Annotated in this window: 14 protein-coding genes; 8 read left to right on the plus strand and 6 right to left on the minus strand. The window is 38.9% G+C overall.

Annotated features, from left to right (window positions below; translation table 11 throughout):
* Window positions 1–180: 180 nt before the first annotated feature.
* Window positions 181–2,652 carry a plasma-membrane proton-efflux P-type ATPase gene (locus tag HWV03_RS02080; protein ID WP_211678267.1) on the minus strand — a complete coding sequence of 824 codons (2,472 nt, stop codon included), beginning with the start codon at window positions 2,650–2,652 and terminating at the stop codon, window positions 181–183.
* A 553-nt stretch (window positions 2,653–3,205) separates the two neighbouring features.
* On the opposite strand from HWV03_RS02080, the gene HWV03_RS02085 reads away from it, so the two are divergent.
* The 3 genes from HWV03_RS02085 to ykgO all read left to right on the plus strand — a co-directional run bounded on the left by HWV03_RS02085 (window position 3,206) and on the right by ykgO (window position 4,448).
* Window positions 3,206–3,832 (plus strand): hypothetical protein, encoded by a 627-nt coding sequence (locus HWV03_RS02085; protein WP_211678268.1) that lies wholly within the window; start codon window positions 3,206–3,208, stop codon window positions 3,830–3,832.
* Window positions 3,833–4,042: 210 nt separating this feature from the next.
* Window positions 4,043–4,303: a type B 50S ribosomal protein L31 gene (locus tag HWV03_RS02090; protein ID WP_211678269.1), complete on the plus strand. Its 261-nt coding sequence runs from the start codon at window positions 4,043–4,045 to the stop codon at window positions 4,301–4,303.
* 1 nt (window position 4,304) lies between these two features.
* A complete protein-coding gene (gene ykgO / locus HWV03_RS02095; protein ID WP_006030112.1) occupies window positions 4,305–4,448 on the plus strand; it encodes a type B 50S ribosomal protein L36 in 144 nt (47 codons plus the stop codon).
* A gap of 119 nt (window positions 4,449–4,567) precedes the next feature.
* Here ykgO and HWV03_RS02100 read toward each other — a convergent pair whose 3' ends face one another.
* From HWV03_RS02100 to HWV03_RS02120, 5 genes are all read right to left on the minus strand, one after another.
* Window positions 4,568–5,194, minus strand: a complete 627-nt coding sequence (locus tag HWV03_RS02100) for a class I SAM-dependent methyltransferase (RefSeq protein WP_211678270.1) — start codon at window positions 5,192–5,194, stop codon at window positions 4,568–4,570.
* 171 nt (window positions 5,195–5,365) lie between these two features.
* On the minus strand, window positions 5,366–6,217 hold the full coding sequence (locus HWV03_RS02105; RefSeq protein ID WP_211678271.1) for a universal stress protein: 852 nt from the start codon (window positions 6,215–6,217) through the stop codon (window positions 5,366–5,368).
* A gap of 10 nt (window positions 6,218–6,227) precedes the next feature.
* Window positions 6,228–7,718, minus strand: a complete 1,491-nt coding sequence (locus tag HWV03_RS02110) for a SulP family inorganic anion transporter (RefSeq protein WP_211678272.1) — start codon at window positions 7,716–7,718, stop codon at window positions 6,228–6,230.
* 636 nt (window positions 7,719–8,354) lie between these two features.
* Entirely contained in the window at window positions 8,355–8,771 is a 417-nt protein-coding gene (locus HWV03_RS02115; RefSeq protein WP_211673879.1) for a MarR family winged helix-turn-helix transcriptional regulator, read from the minus strand.
* Window positions 8,772–8,909: 138 nt separating this feature from the next.
* Window positions 8,910–9,677, minus strand: coding sequence for an SDR family NAD(P)-dependent oxidoreductase (locus HWV03_RS02120; RefSeq protein WP_211678273.1), 768 nt, complete (start codon window positions 9,675–9,677; stop codon window positions 8,910–8,912).
* Between the two features lie 102 nt (window positions 9,678–9,779).
* On the opposite strand from HWV03_RS02120, the gene HWV03_RS02125 reads away from it, so the two are divergent.
* The 5 genes from HWV03_RS02125 to HWV03_RS02145 all read left to right on the plus strand — a co-directional run bounded on the left by HWV03_RS02125 (window position 9,780) and on the right by HWV03_RS02145 (window position 17,119).
* The gene (locus tag HWV03_RS02125) at window positions 9,780–10,127 is read left to right on the plus strand and encodes a winged helix-turn-helix transcriptional regulator (RefSeq protein ID WP_211678274.1); all 348 of its coding nucleotides are present in this window, start codon (window positions 9,780–9,782) and stop codon (window positions 10,125–10,127) included.
* Window positions 10,128–10,360: 233 nt separating this feature from the next.
* On the plus strand, window positions 10,361–12,148 hold the full coding sequence (locus tag HWV03_RS02130; protein ID WP_211678275.1) for a hypothetical protein: 1,788 nt from the start codon (window positions 10,361–10,363) through the stop codon (window positions 12,146–12,148).
* A gap of 245 nt (window positions 12,149–12,393) precedes the next feature.
* Window positions 12,394–13,803 (plus strand): aminotransferase class V-fold PLP-dependent enzyme, encoded by a 1,410-nt coding sequence (locus HWV03_RS02135; protein WP_211678276.1) that lies wholly within the window; start codon window positions 12,394–12,396, stop codon window positions 13,801–13,803.
* A gap of 122 nt (window positions 13,804–13,925) precedes the next feature.
* Window positions 13,926–14,801, plus strand: coding sequence for a transporter substrate-binding domain-containing protein (locus tag HWV03_RS02140; RefSeq protein ID WP_255547013.1), 876 nt, complete (start codon window positions 13,926–13,928; stop codon window positions 14,799–14,801).
* Window positions 14,801–17,119 carry a putative bifunctional diguanylate cyclase/phosphodiesterase gene (locus tag HWV03_RS02145; RefSeq protein WP_211678278.1) on the plus strand — a complete coding sequence of 773 codons (2,319 nt, stop codon included), beginning with the start codon at window positions 14,801–14,803 and terminating at the stop codon, window positions 17,117–17,119. Before HWV03_RS02140 ends, HWV03_RS02145 begins: the two co-directional genes overlap by 1 nt.
* Window positions 17,120–17,145: the final 26 nt, after the last annotated feature.

A 17,145-nucleotide genomic window follows, 5' to 3' on the forward strand; every position in this document is an offset into this window, starting at 1 on the left:
AAATGTAATTTGGTGGATGTATTAATAGTGAAGGCTACAATGTGATTATTTCGTCATTGATTATTGTGGAAAGTGTCTATGCCATAGGGTGTTGTAGTTTAAATAGCAGCAACTAAAAGTAGATCATCGAGTTAATATAAATCTATTAACTCGATGTAGAGTGAATTAACTGAGTTTCATTTAGTTAATTAATACTTCTTTACGTGGTGCCTTTAGGTTTTCAGTATAAGCAGCATGTTTTTCTTTTTTGTCAGCTGATTTTTCAAATACTGCTTTGAATAGATCAAGAATAAACATCCATACAATACCGTAGACAACAACAATACCAATTGCTTCCCAGCTTATTGGTGCCATTAGGAAGCCCACTTTAGCGATGATAACTGCAAGGATCTGTGTGCCAAAAGTTGCAATTAGTAGCGGTTTTGATGGACGTGGTTTAGCCCAGAAATGGTTTTTACTACGAACAACGAATAGTAGTAGGTGACCAGCGATAACGAGTTGTAAGAACAACATTGTTTGAATCGGCGCTGACGTTGAATATAATTGTTGTGCAATAGCCATTAGTCCAAAGTTTTGAGCAACAGACACAACACCAAGAATTGACGATAATGTGAGAACACGCTTGAGATTCCATTTGACGGGGAAGCGCTCGACACCTGCGTTATCATAGGCAATTGTCATGATAGGAAGATCATCAAACAAAGCAAGTAATACAATCATTACAGCGCTCAGTGGTGAGAAATCCAAGAACAATACAGACAGTGTCACGAACAACATGATGTTAATTGTCATCGCTACGCGGTATTTCACGTAAGAGATAATTTTTTGGAAGATTTTTCTAGATTCTTCTACAGCATCAATAATTACGGACAAACCTGGTAACGTTAAGATTAAATCCGCTGCACCACGTGCGGCATCAGTTGCACCGTCAACAGCGATACCGATATCTGCTTGTTTTAATGCTGGCGCATCGTTGACCCCATCACCTGTCATTGCGACAACGTGACCCATGTCTTGTAGACGTTTTACAATTTCGTATTTATGCTCAGGGAAAACACGTGCGAAACCACCTGCGTTTTCAATTTTTTCATTAATTTCGTTTTCTGATAGTTCACCATGGAAAAGGTCTGAAGCAGCGAGCATATTAGTACTAAGATCAAGTTGTCTTGAAATTTCTTTACCAATAGCCAAGTCATCACCAGTGACCATTCGAACATCGATACCACGAGCACGGGCTTCATCAACTGTGTGCTTTGTATCATGACGCGGTGGATCGTATAACGAAAGTATACCGACTAATACAAATTTCTCTGGGTTTTCAGGATAACTACGAGCCACACCTAGGCCGCGTAATCCACGACTTGCTAATTCATCTACATTACCTAATGCTTTAGTTCGTTCTTCATCGGACATATCACATAAATCGATGATTATTTGTGGTGCCCCTTTTAGTACTCTGTATTGACCCTCGCCAGAATCGATAAGTGCTTCAGTACGTTTTCTTGTCGGATCAAAAGGCGTAAAATCAAGCTGTTTAATTTTAGCTATTTCTTCTTTACCTACCGCATCCATGATGACGTTTTCAATTGCGTCTGAACTGTTAAAGTTACACGCTTGAGAAGCAATTAAAGTAAGTTCTGATTCGTTTTTAGCATTAAATAATACAGGCGATGTTAACGTTAATTCATTCAGCGTTAATGTACCTGTTTTATCTGAACAAAGAATATCCACAGAAGCCATTTCTTCAATTGCAGATAGCTTAGTTACAATCGCTTTTTTCTTCGATAGCATAAATGCACCGAGAGCCATTGTTACTGATAATACAGCTGGCATAGCAACCGGAATTGAAGCCACGATCAGAATTAATACCATCTCTATTACATCAAGCGGTGATTTATTATTTATCACTAATTCTTTGAAGATGATTGTAGCAGCAAGAATTAAAGAACCATAAATGAGGAACCTACCAATAGCCATTACAGAGTTTTGGAAGTGTGATTCGTTACCTGCAGAGCTAACGAGTGTAGCGGTTCTACCAAAAAATGTATTACCGCCAGTTTTATCAACGATACATACCATACTACCTTGTTTTACAATAGTACCGGAGTAAATCTCTTCGCCTGGATGGCGCATTACAGGAAGTGATTCGCCTGTTAATGCTGCTTGGTCGACACTAACGTATTGGCCTTCCAATGTGATCAAATCGGCAGGGATAATATCACCGTTTTCGATTTGAACAATATCACCGGGAACAAGTTCTGCGGCTTCGATATCTATCCATTTCCCGTCACGCATTACACGCGATTCTAAAGCCATTGAATTTTTTAATGCTGCAAGCGCACTTTGTGCTTTACCGTGTTGCATGAATTCAATAAATACATTCAGAAGTAGCATGAATGAAATAATAGCGAAATCAGACCAATGCTGAATGATCGCGGATAGAATTGCAGCAGCTTCAACCATCCAAGGGATTGGCCCCCAAAATCCGGCAAGTAAAACTTTCCAACGACTTTCTTCTTTTTCTTCGATCGCATTTCGCCCGAACTTTGCGAGTCGCTCTGTGGCCTCTTTATTTGTTAACCCATCTTTAGATGTACCATGCTCTTTTAATTTGACTTTTAAGTCTATAATTTCACTTTCTTTGTCACTCATAGGTTTGCCTGTGTCATAAAGTTTTAATTACATGCAATTGACTGTTTTTATCTTCCGTATTGATTGTTATCCATTTTATAATTGCTCGTTTTACTTCTTTTTATATAATATAAAATATTGTCACTGCCTTTCACTTTGGCTTGCGCGGGTGTTTCAAGTGAAACTACCTTACTCTTGTTACGAGACGTTATCAATAAACTTATTGTTTTTTGTATTAATTAGTATTTTAATCAACCAGCTCCTTCACTTTGAGGATTGTTAATTTTTCTGGTGGTTGTAACTGGCTGTATTAGCATGGGTTTTGGTTCGGTGGATTCTAGGATTTTACGGCACAAGTTCTGTCCTTTGGGGTTGCTATGCGTAATTCGATGGGTTTATTAATGCTAAAGATCTCAGCGCTATTTTGTCGTAGGTAGTTATTTTTAGTTCCTATATGGTGTTGATTTAAATGTAATTTATTGTCTTTTATGCCATTTGGTGGTAGTTTGGCTTCTTCAATTTTATTCGCTAACGTCTCTAACTTATAAATATACATAACATCAAGCAGGACTCTATGAAAAAGATATCATTCTTAAGTGCATTATTGGTTTCAAATGTTGCTAATGCAGATTTGAATCTTGATTATAGGGCTTACAATACACCTGTTAACTATAACTTTGCAGAAGTCGAAGTCGGCCATAAAACTTATAAATCCGATGGTAATAAGGATAATATGAAAGTTATTTCTATCGGTAGTGAATTAATGCTTAATGAAAAAGTGATAATGAAGTATTCATTTTCAGGTGAAGAAATAAATGATGTAGCAAAAATTATAAGCTTAAACATGGGGTTATTGTATCGGGTCGCACTGGCTGAAAAAATCGACGTTGTACTTGGTGGTGAAGTTGAGTTTGACTGGTTAGCGCTAGAAGGTGCTGACACAGATACTGATTATAGCTATGATAATTATGACATAGGTGCTCATCTTGGGCTCAGGTATGGCTTTACCGATAAATTTGAAGGCGTGACACAAGTTATTATATCTGATTCTTCTTCGCACTCATTAATAACAACACTCGTGACAACGAAGCTATCATATTATGTGACCAAAAATATTGGCGTTGGTGCTTTTTATACTGCAGGGTTTAATGATAAGTTTGATAGTACTTACGCTGGTGCGAATATTAAAGTTAGATTTTAATTAAAATAACAAAGCCTCAACGTTAGTTTGGGTTTGTTATTGTTGGTACAATCAAAATCTTACGATACTCTCCCTTTATTCAAATCCCTAAAAAATATCTCCAATACTAATTTAATGGCCGTAAATTCAGATTAATTCTAATTGTTATTGATTCTCATTAATAATCGAGTAGACTGGGTGTTATGTTATAACATAACGTTTGAGGTAATAATGAAACAAGGTATACACCCGGATTATCAAAAAGTCGCTTTTCACGATATAGCAGCAGATAAATATTTTATAGTCGGTTCAACGTTGAAAACGAATAGAACGGTAGAAATTGACGGCACAACATATCCTTATGTGCCGCTGGATGTGTCAAGCGAATCGCATCCTTTTTATACGGGCAAACAAAAAACGATCCATAGTGATGGTCGTGTGGCACAGTTTAACCGCCGCTTTGGTGGATTAAAGAGCCAAAAGGAGGTTTAATATGAAGGTTTTAAGCTCACTTAAAAGTGCTAAGCAGAGGCACCCGGATTGCCAGATTGTGAAACGTCGTGGTCGTGTTTATGTTATTTGCAAAGCCAACCCCAGATTTAAAGCTGTTCAGGGCGGAACGAAAAAACGTGCTTAAGCTTTAATACCACTGTCGTTAAGTAATCTGACCATAGCTAAATGACAAAGCCTCAACACATGTTGGGGATTTGTTGTATCTGGCGCTAAGTCTTAAAACTCTTACTTTCCATATCTAGCTCAAGTTTTTATAATCATTTGAGTGAGTACATTGGAGCCAATGCTGAGGTTGTCAATTATACGTAATAAAGAGATTGGCAAATGTTTTGCTAGCGGAAAAATAAAGAACTTATTAAATAGATGTTTACTGTATTTGTTTTTATAAACAACCTGATAATTGGCGCTTAAATGATTAAAAAGGTTCTCGGTGGCGTCGTCATTTACGTCTGTTATCCAAATAAACCCACCCTTGTTTAATTGCGCTTTTACGTTATTGATTACCTTTAATTGTTCGGCTTCTGAAAATTGTGCTATAGCGGTCGAAAATATAACGAGGTCGAATTTAATGCCTGCTTGCATTGGCTTAAGCAAGTCGTGGACAAAATAATGAATGTGCGGATTTTGATTTTTACATTCGTCAATGCTTTGCTTCTCAATGTCGCAGCCAAAAATAGATCTCGCTTCGAAATGCTCCCGTAACTCTCTGGTAAGCGCCCCCGTTCCGCAACCTGCATCTAAAATTTTAAGTTCTTCTAAGGACCGCTCGGCGTCAATAGCTCTAAATCCTCGCACGAACTCACGCTTACACATTAAGTCGATGTATAGATACGCCTCTTGTGTCCAATGGAACATTTCACGATTTCTCATAGTTGCCCTTAAATTATAATGATTTAGTAAAGAAGTTTTTCACCCATTTGTGATGGGCTATGCAGATGTTCCCTATGTCTGCAGCTAGAAAAGCTTATCAACTAAGGATTTAGCTGATAAGCGTATATAATAAACGTAATAATCTGCTAATTTAACGCAGGTTATTATTGATTATCTCAGTACAATAAGCGGCACTCGACAATTTTCAATCATACGCATGGTATTGCTGCCAAGGAAAAAGCTCCTCACCTTGGAATGAGAAAATGCACCCATCGCCACAAGCTGAATATCATGCTCTTTTTTGTAGTTCATTAGCGAAGAGGAAATATCGCCTTCAATATAAGAGCTAATGACTTTAAAACCTTCTTGCTTAAGCAGTTCTTTGGCTTGCTCAAACTTTTCCTTGTGCGCGTCTTCACTGTTTTTAATGGTGACTAAATGACATGTAAGTCCTTTGAGTAATCCGCCTTGAATGATGCGTTGTACTACTTTATCTGCTGTTTCACGCCCATCATAAGCCAACATGAAGTTAGTCGGTTCGGTAAAATCTTTTGGTGCAATAATGATCGAAGTGTGGACCTGACGAATGAGAGTTTCAATATGATAACCAAGCGCTTTAAAATCGCCTTGATGTCCATCCCCTGATCGTCCGACAACCATTAAGCGCGCATCTGCCTCTAAGGCAACTAATGTATCAACAAAATCGCCATGTTGTTGTTTATGCTCGATGTCTGTAAGACCTGCCGAGTTAGCTCTATTTACAGCGGCATCTAACATGTCATTTCCCAGCTGAATTTCAATTTTTCCACGCTGCTCATCAAGTTCTGCCATTTTATTAAGCAATGCTGAGCGAGCACCTAAACCAATAGAACCCGTTAAGTCATCTGCACCATGTTGTTGTTGCTTTTCGATTGTATGAAGAAAGAGAATACCGTTACTCAAGCGATTTGATGCCCAAATTGCAGTCTCACATACTGCTTTTGCTAAAGCAGAACCATCAATACATGCTATTATTTTGTTCATTACCTTCTCCTTAGTGACCTGCCATCATTTTTTCAACGGCTGCGGGATCATTATGAATTGCAAATTTATCTATCACGGTCGCTGTTGCTTCGCTCATACCGATAATATTAACGTCTGCTCCCTCTCGTCTAAACTTAATTACAACTTTATCCAATGCCCCAACCGCGCTAATATCCCAAAAGTGAGCGTGCGATAGGTCGATGGTGACTTTACTGGTGACGTCTTTAAAGTCGAATGCATCAATAAATTTATTCGCAGAAGCAAAAAATATCTGACCTGTTACCTGATAAGTAGGTGCTTTTTTTCCTACCTTTGTATTTTTCACAACCATAAAGCGACTGATTTTATTAGCAAAAAATAGCGCTGAAAGTAATACACCGACAAATACGCCAATAGCTAAATTATGTGTTCCAACAACAGTGATCACGGTAGCAATCATGACAATGTTGGTTGATAGCGGATGTGATTTTATATCTTTAATTGAGCTCCAAGAAAACGTACCAATCGCTACCATGATCATGACTGCAACCAAGGCTGCCATCGGGATTTGTTTAAGCCAGTCTCCCAAGAAAACCACCATAATAAGCAGGAATACCCCGGCAGCTAAACTTGATAGGCGACCTTGTCCACCCGATTTAATATTAATGATTGATTGACCGATCATGGCGCAACCAGCCATACCACCCATTAAACCAGCGCCTATATTTGCAAGACCTTGTGCTTTACATTCTCGATTTCGATCACTTTTCGTATCAGTTAAGTCATCGACGATCGTTGCTGTCATCATCGACTCTAAAAGTCCAACAACTGACAAACCTATTGCGTAAGGTAAAATTATCCACAGCGTTTCTAACGTTAACGGTACATCTGGCCATAAGAAAATAGGCAAAGCATCTGGAAGTTCACCCATATCGCCAACTGTTCTAATATCTAACCCCATAACCTGCGATAAAACGGTAAGTACTACGATACAGACTAAAGGAGAAGGAATTTTTTTCCCTATCACTGGAATGTAAGGGAATAAATAGATAACGCCTAGTCCGCCGACTGTCATTGCGTAGACATGCCAAGTGACATTCGTTAACTCGGGTAATTGGGCTATAAAAATTAAAATAGCAAGGGCATTTACAAAACCAGTCACCACAGAACGGGAGACAAATCGCATTAAGCTGCCCAATTTGATATAACCAGCGAACACTTGAATTAGGCCAGTTAATAAGGTTACTGCAAGTAAATATTCTAGCCCATGTTCTTTCACTAATGTGACCATGAGTAAAGCCATAGCCCCTGTTGCTGCCGAAATCATGCCCGGTCGACCACCTGTAAAAGCAACAATTGTCGCAATACAGAATGAGGCGTACAGACCGACTTTAGGGTCTACACCTGCAATAATAGAAAACGCGATAGCCTCTGGTATAAGTGCCAGGGCGACAACAATACCGGCTAAAATATCTCCTCGAACATTTCCAAACCAGTCTTGTTTTGTTGATGAAAAAATCATACTTATCCTTTTTTATACATATATTAATCACGAAAATAATGTGATTATGCACGGGTATTCTGTTTTAATTAGCCATTAAATCGAGTGTTATTATGCTATTTCATTCACAGCTAATGGCTGCGGAAAGGACGACATCCTTGCCTGCAAGATAGACTCAATTTATTGTGCTTTTAAACGATAAATAGCGCTGGCAATAGTGCCATGCTGGAAATTCCTGCTTTAAATGAACTGTATCGTCTTAGCTAATCTAGCTTTAAGATCAGAAATTCAAAATTCTCTCTGCCGTATACGTCCGTATAACTGCATAGATAGCAAGTACGAGAAAGCCGAATAAACGATGTCTTTTACCACGCTTAATGCGAGGATCGATTGATCAGTTCAAAGTATTTCAGGAATGTAGGGGTCATTACAATGAGCAAATTATCGAGTATCGATATGCTCTATGTGTCTGATAAAATGCAATTTATAATAATTTTACGGCGTGCAAAAACCTAACTTTATGTAGAGAAAGTCATATAGATGGCGTGCAAGGGCCTAACTTTATGTAGATAAAGTTATATAAATTGATTAAACAATGGGGGGCGTATGGTTATGGCGGAGTCATCACTGTACCTTTGGTTTAAATTAATAAGCGTATTAGTTGATCTGTTTCTTTATCGTGATGAGTAGTTTAGAAAGTATCTCTTTCTCTTCATCAGAAAGCATATTGCAAATTTCATTTTCAATGGCGTCTGCAATATTCCACAGTTCTTTAATAATAGGCTTAGCTTTTGTCGTTAATTTTAAACGAAATACTCGTCTATCTTCCTTATCATTTACTCGCTTGACTAAACTCAACTCTTCTAGCAAATCAATTTGTCTTGCTAGGGTAATTGGTTTCACGTTTAAAATATCTGCTAAATCAATTTGTCGACAATTTTCATTTTCAGAAAGGTGAACCAATGCTCGCCACTGAGAATGTGTAATGCCCATACTTTCGGCTTGTTTGTTAAAACGTTGTCTAATGATGTGACTGATTTCATAGCTAAGAAATCCAAATTTAGAATGTATCATGATTCAAGCAGTATATAATAAGGTAGGCTTATTATATACCGTGTATAGCTTTAAAGTAAATATGTTATTTAAATGACAAAGCCTCAGTATATGCTGGGGCTTTGTTGTATCAGGCATGGCGCGAATATAAGTTAAACCTTAATTACGACCTGCAATAACACCTCCATCGACATCCCAGATTGCACCTGTTACCCAGCTTGATTGATCAGACAGTAAGAAACAAATACTGTTGGCAATATCTTCTGGTGTACCGACACGACCGATTGGGTGGAATGCGTTAAAACTTGCTAATGTCGCATCCATATCTTCAGGACTGATAAATGTCTCATATATTGGTGTTTTTACTACTGCAGGCGATACTGCATTGACGCGAATATTATGTTCGGCCAGTTCCATTGCCATATGTTGAGTTAAAGCGTGTAGTCCTGCTTTTGCCATCGAGTAGGCAGAAGAAGGTGTGGCTTTAATGGCTTGCTTACCCCACATCGAACCGATATTAACCACGTTACCACCACCATTGATGATCATTTTTTTAGCCACAGCCTGCGTGATCTTAAATGTCGCTTTGTTTAATTCATGGTAAAGGTCATAGTCTTGCTCGGTATGCTCGATAAACGGTTTTGGATTAAAGTAACCCGCGGCATTAACAAGGTAACCGATGTTCTTATCCTGCTCGGTGATATTGTCAATAAATTGCGCGACACTGTCGTTGTCATAGAGGTTTAATTGAATGCCTGTCACGTCACCTATTTGGCTAAGCTCTGAAACAGCTGCGTCTAGTTTGTCGATATTGTTACCAACAATGGCGACAGGAACATTTTGAGCTGCAAGTTGTTTTGCGGTTTCAAATCCCATGCCACTTGTGCCACCAATGATAAGTGCGATACCTGATTGAGTAAATGTCATTTTCTTTCTCCTAAGATCTTGTATGTGGTAATCTTAGGTGTTAATTCACTTATTAAATAGTAAGTACAAATTGGTTACCTAGGTACTTATTGGTACATCTTTATGAATAATAACGGAAAAATATTTGTAAGAAAAACTGCGCCGGAAAATAGCGCAAGAATGGTCGAAAGTATTTATGGCTGCAAATGGTCATTGACTGTCTATCAGTTACTGGCTCATGACATTAATCGACCAGGTGAAATGGTACGTAACGTAGAGGGCTTAAGCACCAAAGTATTGAATCAATGTTTAAAACGAAATGTTGAATTTGGTATTTTAGATAAAGTTGTCTACAACGAATTACCTCCTCGAGTAGAGTATCATGTGACTGAGTTTGGTAAGAAATTCCTTGGGATTTTGGCACAGCTCGACGCTTTGCAGGATGAAATTGACGACCAATATGACGCTTGATGAATTTGGCTTAGCCACCCCCACCAAACCTCAACGGACTCTAAGTATTCGATGCTTTTATAAAATACCTATCTGTGATTTGTCATTGTAAAGTTCAATAAAACTACGTTTGTTGTAAGAGGGTGTAAGACGTTGTAAGGAAAGGGGCCTAATATCAGAAAGAGAATAAATAATATGTTACGTTTTTATTCCTAGCTCGATACCCCATGGGCAATATAATAGGAATCGCTAATATGCCACTTCAAAGTCAGCCCCACCTAGAATTAGATCTGAGTATTATCTACAACCACTTAGGTAAGGTCGGTGTATGCTCGAACGAATTTAATAAATGGTTAGACCGATTACAAAATTCGTACGGAAAAAAAAATGCAATTAGGGCGCTTCCTGCTCTACAAAGAGGGATTGATGGTGTTTACTCATTACTTGAAGAAATGAAATACCGACACCACAAGGGGAGCAGTAGTGCATATGAATATGGTGTATCAGCGATTACTGAAGACCCGACTTGGCAATGTCTTGTTTCTTCTGTTGTACGTCATTTCCCTAAACAGGTTAAAGTGGTTAGACCGAGTCGAACTCCGCATGAAGCGATTCGAGATAAATGTGTTAATCGGACGTTTTTTAATTTTATTTTTCAGAAGCAACGTTTAGCTGAAATGATGAAACCGAATATTATTGTCCAAGGTGAGTTAGGTCGTCTACAGGTTCAGATTCTTGACGCTCAGATATCCTCTTTAGCAAAAGCCTATAATGAGCGAAGTCAGTTCAGCGAGCAGGTATGGACAATTCTGAATGACTATAAATGTCGTCAGAGTGTATTTCAGGCTACAGCCTCACCTAAAGCGACTGCAGAAGCAAAGAGTAATAGCTTATCTGCTGATGCAAATCTTGAGCTTTTTGCTGGTTTGAAAGTTGAAGTAATTAAAGAGTGGGACTTTGCTAATATAATGCGTAATAAAATAACTACAAACGCATTAATTGGTAGTGATTTTAAGGCCAAAGTCAGTGCTAGCGCTAAGATAAACGACGTGAGTTACGCAAGTGCTAGTGCTAAAATTGACGAAGTAAAAAAGACCACGAATAAGAGCGGTTTTTCTGATTCCATGCAATTAATACCTGGTATTGATTTAGGTGTAAATGCAGAACTTGCAGCAATGGTTGGGGCAAAGATTACCGTTAAGCATGAGCTTACAGTGGGTCAGATTATGGCAATGACCAATGAAGCTGAACTGTTTGTTGGTGCAGAGGTAAAGGCCTCTGCTTCAGCTACGCTGAACTCAAATAACATTTATGGAAAAGATGAAATAATTGTCGGTAAGCTGGGGGCAAGTGCCTTTGCGGGACTAAAAGCTACAGGCTCGAGTAACGTTACCTTTAAAGCGCGAGGAATCAATGCAGCATCAGTGAAGGTTTCAGGAACTGTGTCGGCAGGGATCGGTATAACAGCTGAAATTGAAGCATCGGTTCGAACGTCTGGAGATATCAAATTTAAAATTGCTTCAGGTGCGACCGCGGGAATAGGGGCTTCAACAGAATTGGGCGCAACCGTTAACCCTGTTGCTCTTAAAGTGATCTTATGGGATGGTTTTGCTCATCACCTGACAACAAAAAAATACCAGATGCGCAAAAATGAAAAACTAGATAGAAATTTAAATACAGTCGCAATTATACGCTGTAGCGAGCATGCGCTTATGTCATTAAATTCTTTAGAAGAAGATTATAGAAAAATGGCAGAAGAGCTTTGGCGAATTCCGGTCGATGTGAACTTTTCTAATGGAACTTATCATGATGATTTATCTCGAGGCGTTGAGCTTGATGGTGCTTACATGCGTTCGGTTGAGATGAATAGTGATCACGGCATGGAGAAAGCCGAGGAGGGCATAATGCGTAGTTCTCAGGTTTTAAGCCAATCGGTTGCCGTTAATAAGTCGCATCTAAATAAACAATCTCGAGGTCGAAAAGCAATACGTAGAACGAAAGGATTACTCGCAATACAGCCACCGGTAGGGGCTAGGGTTTAATACCATTTAAAATAATGAAAAAGCCTCACCTGTGTTGAGGCTTTGTCATTTCCAATCGCCAACTTTCACCTGAAATAAATGAACTGCCTGAATCTTAACCGCTTGTGAATAAACAACAATAATTTGATCTCGATGATTTAACATATCTATATTTTCGAATAACATAGCACGAAATTTTGTTAATAATACTTATAATAAACATTATTAACTATGTCTGTATTAATGTTTAACAAGGAATTAAGTAGATGAACAATATAGAACAAGGGCCTAAAAGCCTTAATCGTCGTAAATTTCTTAAAAGTACAGTGGCTAGTGTGGCGGTTGTAGGGCTTGGTGGCTCAGTACTTGCAGATACAGCGAGTGCATCAGAAGCCGATCCTGATTGGTTGCCCCATACACATAATAGACATAATAGACATAACAGAAAGTTTTGGAAGAACGTTCAGAAACAGTTTGTGTTAGATAAAAGAACAACTTACATGAATGTGGGTACAACAGGCTCAATGCCAAGGCATGTACTGGCAGGATTTAATGACAATAATAAAGCCGTGGCGAAATACCCATGGGATATGGATGCACGTTTTGGCTCTTGGCCATATATGTCAGAGATGGTCGCTGATGTAGCGCCGGGATTTGGCGCTGAAGCCCATGAGATTGTGTTGAGCCGTAATACCACTGATGGTATATGTTCTATTATCAACGGTCTTCACTTTGAAGAAGGTGATGTGATTCTGACTACGCACCATGAGCATATGGCAGCGACAACAGCAATGAAGATTGCTAAACAGCGTTTCGGAGTGAAAATAGTGGAAGTTCAGCTTCCTGTTTACACTGGCTTTGAAACGGTGACAGAAGAGGATTATGTTGAAGCATTCCGAACTGCATTGCATGAAAACCCGAATGTTCGTCTGATTGTGTTCTCTCATATTACTTACAAAACCGGTACAAAGTTGCCAGCAAAACGTATTTGTGAATTAGCAACGCAATATGCCGTACCAACACTCGTTGATGGCGCGCATTCGATCGGTATGCTTGATTTGGATTTTCACGATATGGATTGTGATTTCTATGTGGGGTCTGGTCATAAATGGCAATGTGGACCAGGTGCGACAGGCATTTTATATGTGCGTGATAATGCACGGCGTTTAAATGAATACTGGAGTGACCGTGTTAATCCGCTTTGGATTATTAATTCATCATTATCACATGCTGATTACCTTTGTTATCAAATGCAGTACATAGGTAATGATAATTACCCTGCGAAACAAGCCTTGGTTGATAGCTGTAAAATGTGGGATGACATTGGTCGAGCACGTATTGAAAAACGTGTGTTAGATTTAAGCGCATTGTGCAAATCATTATTGGCCGAGGCGTTGCCTAATGCCTATATATTCTCTCCAAACGTTGAAGCGCTAGCGAGTGGTTTAACAACATTTAATCCATTTGAGTTAGAAGATGGTGAGCGACTGACTGAATTTAGAGATCGGTTACGTAATCACTATGGCTACATCATTCGTACAACCAACTTTAAATTGTATAAAGAAGATAGCGCTAACACGTATGCATTAAGAATTTCTACGCATCTTTTCCACGATGAAAAAGATGTGAGAGGTTTAGTTAACGTGATTAAGAAACTATACAAACGCATGGCTTAATACTTAGGCGCTCAGTCGAACTGGGCGCTCTCTTTAAATTAGAGCCGATAAGATAGAGTATGTCGATGAGAGTTACAAAATTTAAGAATACGATAAAGAATATTTTGTTTATAGGGTCAGCCATGATTTTTAGCCAAGGTGTCTTGGCTATTGATTTACAAGATATAAAAAAACAAGGTGTATTACGTCATATTGGCGTACCTTACGCAAATTTTGTGTCTTATATCAAGAAAGACGATTTTGAATTGTTAAGCGGGCTGGATGTGGAACTGGTGAAAGGTTTTGCAGAATCATTGGGTGTTGAGTACCAATATGTGCCAGCGAAGTGGAATAACGCGATAGGTAAATTAACTGGTCAGCATGCGCAATTTAAAAACAATCAAACAATATTTGGTGACGAGTGCGCAGTCGAAGGCGATATCATTGCCAATGGCGTCACTATTTTAGATTGGCGTACTGAACTCGCCGATTTCTCAAATGATTATTTCCCCTCTGCAGTATGGCTGGTGGCTCGTGCGGATTCAGACCTGCAACCTATTAACCCAACCAACTCGATTGATAAAGACATTAAAAAAGTGAAGCAGCTGATCAATGGCAGAGATGTGTTAGCGATGGAACATTCTTGCTTAGACCCTAACTTATATAATCTTTATAGCACGGGTGCCAATATTATATTGCCCGCTACCGAACGCCGTTTGAATGAAATGGTGCCAGCGATCCTGAATAAAGATGCTGAAAGTACCTTACTTGATGTTGCTGATACCTTAATTGCACTCGAAAAGTGGCCCGGTGAAATAAAAGTGATAGGGCCAGTGTCACAAGAACAAAGAATGGGGGCTGTCTTTAGAAAGAATTCGCCAGCGTTGCGTAAAGCATTTAATCAATATTTAGATGATATAAAAAAAGACGGGACTTATCTGCAATTAGTTGAGAAACACTACCCATCCGTGTCTTATTTTTATGGCGATTATTTTAATAATAATCATAAGTTAGTGTGATGAAAAAGTTGAAGCGTAAATTATCTAGTAGCCGTTTAATTATTATTGCGGCGGTATTACTCGCGGCGTATTTAGTGTCGATTTTGGCAGTTACCAATGTTGGACAGACACGATTGAAAGAATCACAGCAACGAGAACTTAATCTGAAGGTGCAAAGTTACACCAGTATGTTGGAATACTTTTTCAATGTGACGAATGATGAGTTAACGAATCTTTCTAGTGATAAATCAATGTTGACCTACTTTGCGAATTTGGCATCAGGTATGTCGATGCAATATGGCTTAGGAGCGAGTTTATTCAACCTTAATAGGGAACTGAACCGCCTCATCTATAATACTGAAATAAATCAGCAATCGGTTTATCAGCGTTTGGTGCTTGTTGGTTATGATGGCACTGTTATTGCGGATACCGCAAAAAACCAAGGTACTAGGTTCGATAGGGTGAATATGCCACATATTCGCGAACAGAGCTTGACCATTCGCGTGGTTAAAGAAGATGATAAATATCCTTATATTCAACTGGTTAAGCGTGTTGGTTACGCAGGTAAACCGGTCGCTTTTTTGGTTGCTGATTTGAACAGGGAAGTGATCGTTTCACAGTTGACGGCACAGGAACATGTCGATAGTCGAAGCCGCATGGATTTAATTACGGCTGATGGTGATATTTTTATCTGGGATTCATTAACAACGGAACCACAATCGGATGAGAAAAATGAACTCGCCAATAACATTTTTTTTGAAATGGAGATTGAGAATACACCCTTTAAATTAAGAAGTTGGTTTGAACCTGTCAATGAAAAAGATATTTTCACTTCGGGTTGGTTTATCGCTGGTCTGTCTTTTCTTGCCGTGCCCGTTGTATTTGGGCTTTTCTATACATTCATGATTAATAACGCAAATGTTATTTTAAGAACCAAATTTGAAGAAAGTCATAAACAACGACGGATCTTATCGACTCAAAACCAATTGTTAATTGAAGAGGTTGAAAAAAGAAAGGCTTCAGAGCAAGAGTTGGCTTATCAAGCCTCGCATGATGCATTGACTGGGTTACCCAATCGAAATTGTGGTAATGACCGCTTGGAGCAAGAATTAGTAAGAGCAAAAAGATCGAATACTAACGTATTAATCATGTTTATTGATCTTGATAATTTTAAACAGATCAATGATACCTTGGGGCATTCTGCTGGCGATCAGGTCTTGATGCAGAGTACCGCAAGATTACTGGATTCTATACGTGATACCGACGTTCTCGCCCGTTTAGGTGGCGATGAATTCTTATTAGTTATTCCCGAACTGAACAATTTGGATTCGGCAACATACTTAGCGGCTAGGGTATTGTCGTTATTTGATGATCCTTTTATTTGGAAAAACCAAGAGTTGTTTATCTCTACCAGCATCGGTATGTCGGTATACCCTCAAGACGGTAATAATGTGCAACAGTTACTTGCCAGTGCCGATACTGCCATGTATCGAGCCAAACAAGATGGGCGTAATGCCTTCAGTTTTTATAATGCGGCAATGAGTGCTGATTTACAGCGTACGTTAGATCTCGATGGCCGATTACGCCAAGCGCTTGCGCGCGATGAGCTCGAAATTTACTATCAGCCGATTATTGAGTTAGCATCCAACCAAATTATTGGTGCTGAAGCCTTGATGCGTTGGCATGATACCGAGTTTGGTTTTATATCACCGGATGAATTTATTCCTTTAGCCGAGAAAAATGGCTTAATACACTTACTCGGTGAATTTGCGATAAATAAAGCTTGTATGCAGGCTGCTGAATGGCAAAAGATCAGGCCGTTACATATCGCCATTAACTTTTCGAGTGTGCAATTTAGACATTGCGATAAGCTATTCGAGCAAATCAACGCTGGATTAATGCAATCTGGTTTACCTGCGCATAAATTGGATATTGAGATCACCGAAAGCTTGCTGTTCAATCACAACGACGAAGTAGTCTCCTTACTTAATAAACTGCAAGCAATGGGTATGCAGCTCTCGATTGATGATTTTGGTACGGGTTATTCGGCACTGAGTTATTTACAAAAATTCCCCTTTGATAAATTAAAAATAGACCGCGCTTTTTTGCAAAATATGCATGAAAGTGACTCTGATCGTGAGCTGGTCAATGCGATCATTGCGATGGCGAAAGCACTTAACTTAAAGGTGGTTGCAGAGGGAATTGAAGACCAATGGCATGCGGATTATTTGAGGTCAATGCATTGTGAATATGGCCAAGGTTATTTTTACAGTAAACCAGTGCCCGCTAAAGAGTTTGAAGCGTTATTACATCAATATAAAGAGGATTGGTGTAGATAATCAAAGGTCAGCTTCTATCATAAAAC

Origin of the sequence: Moritella sp. 36, assembly GCF_018219415.1 — a bacterium.
In the GTDB taxonomy this organism is placed as follows: Bacteria; Pseudomonadota; Gammaproteobacteria; order Enterobacterales; family Moritellaceae; genus Moritella.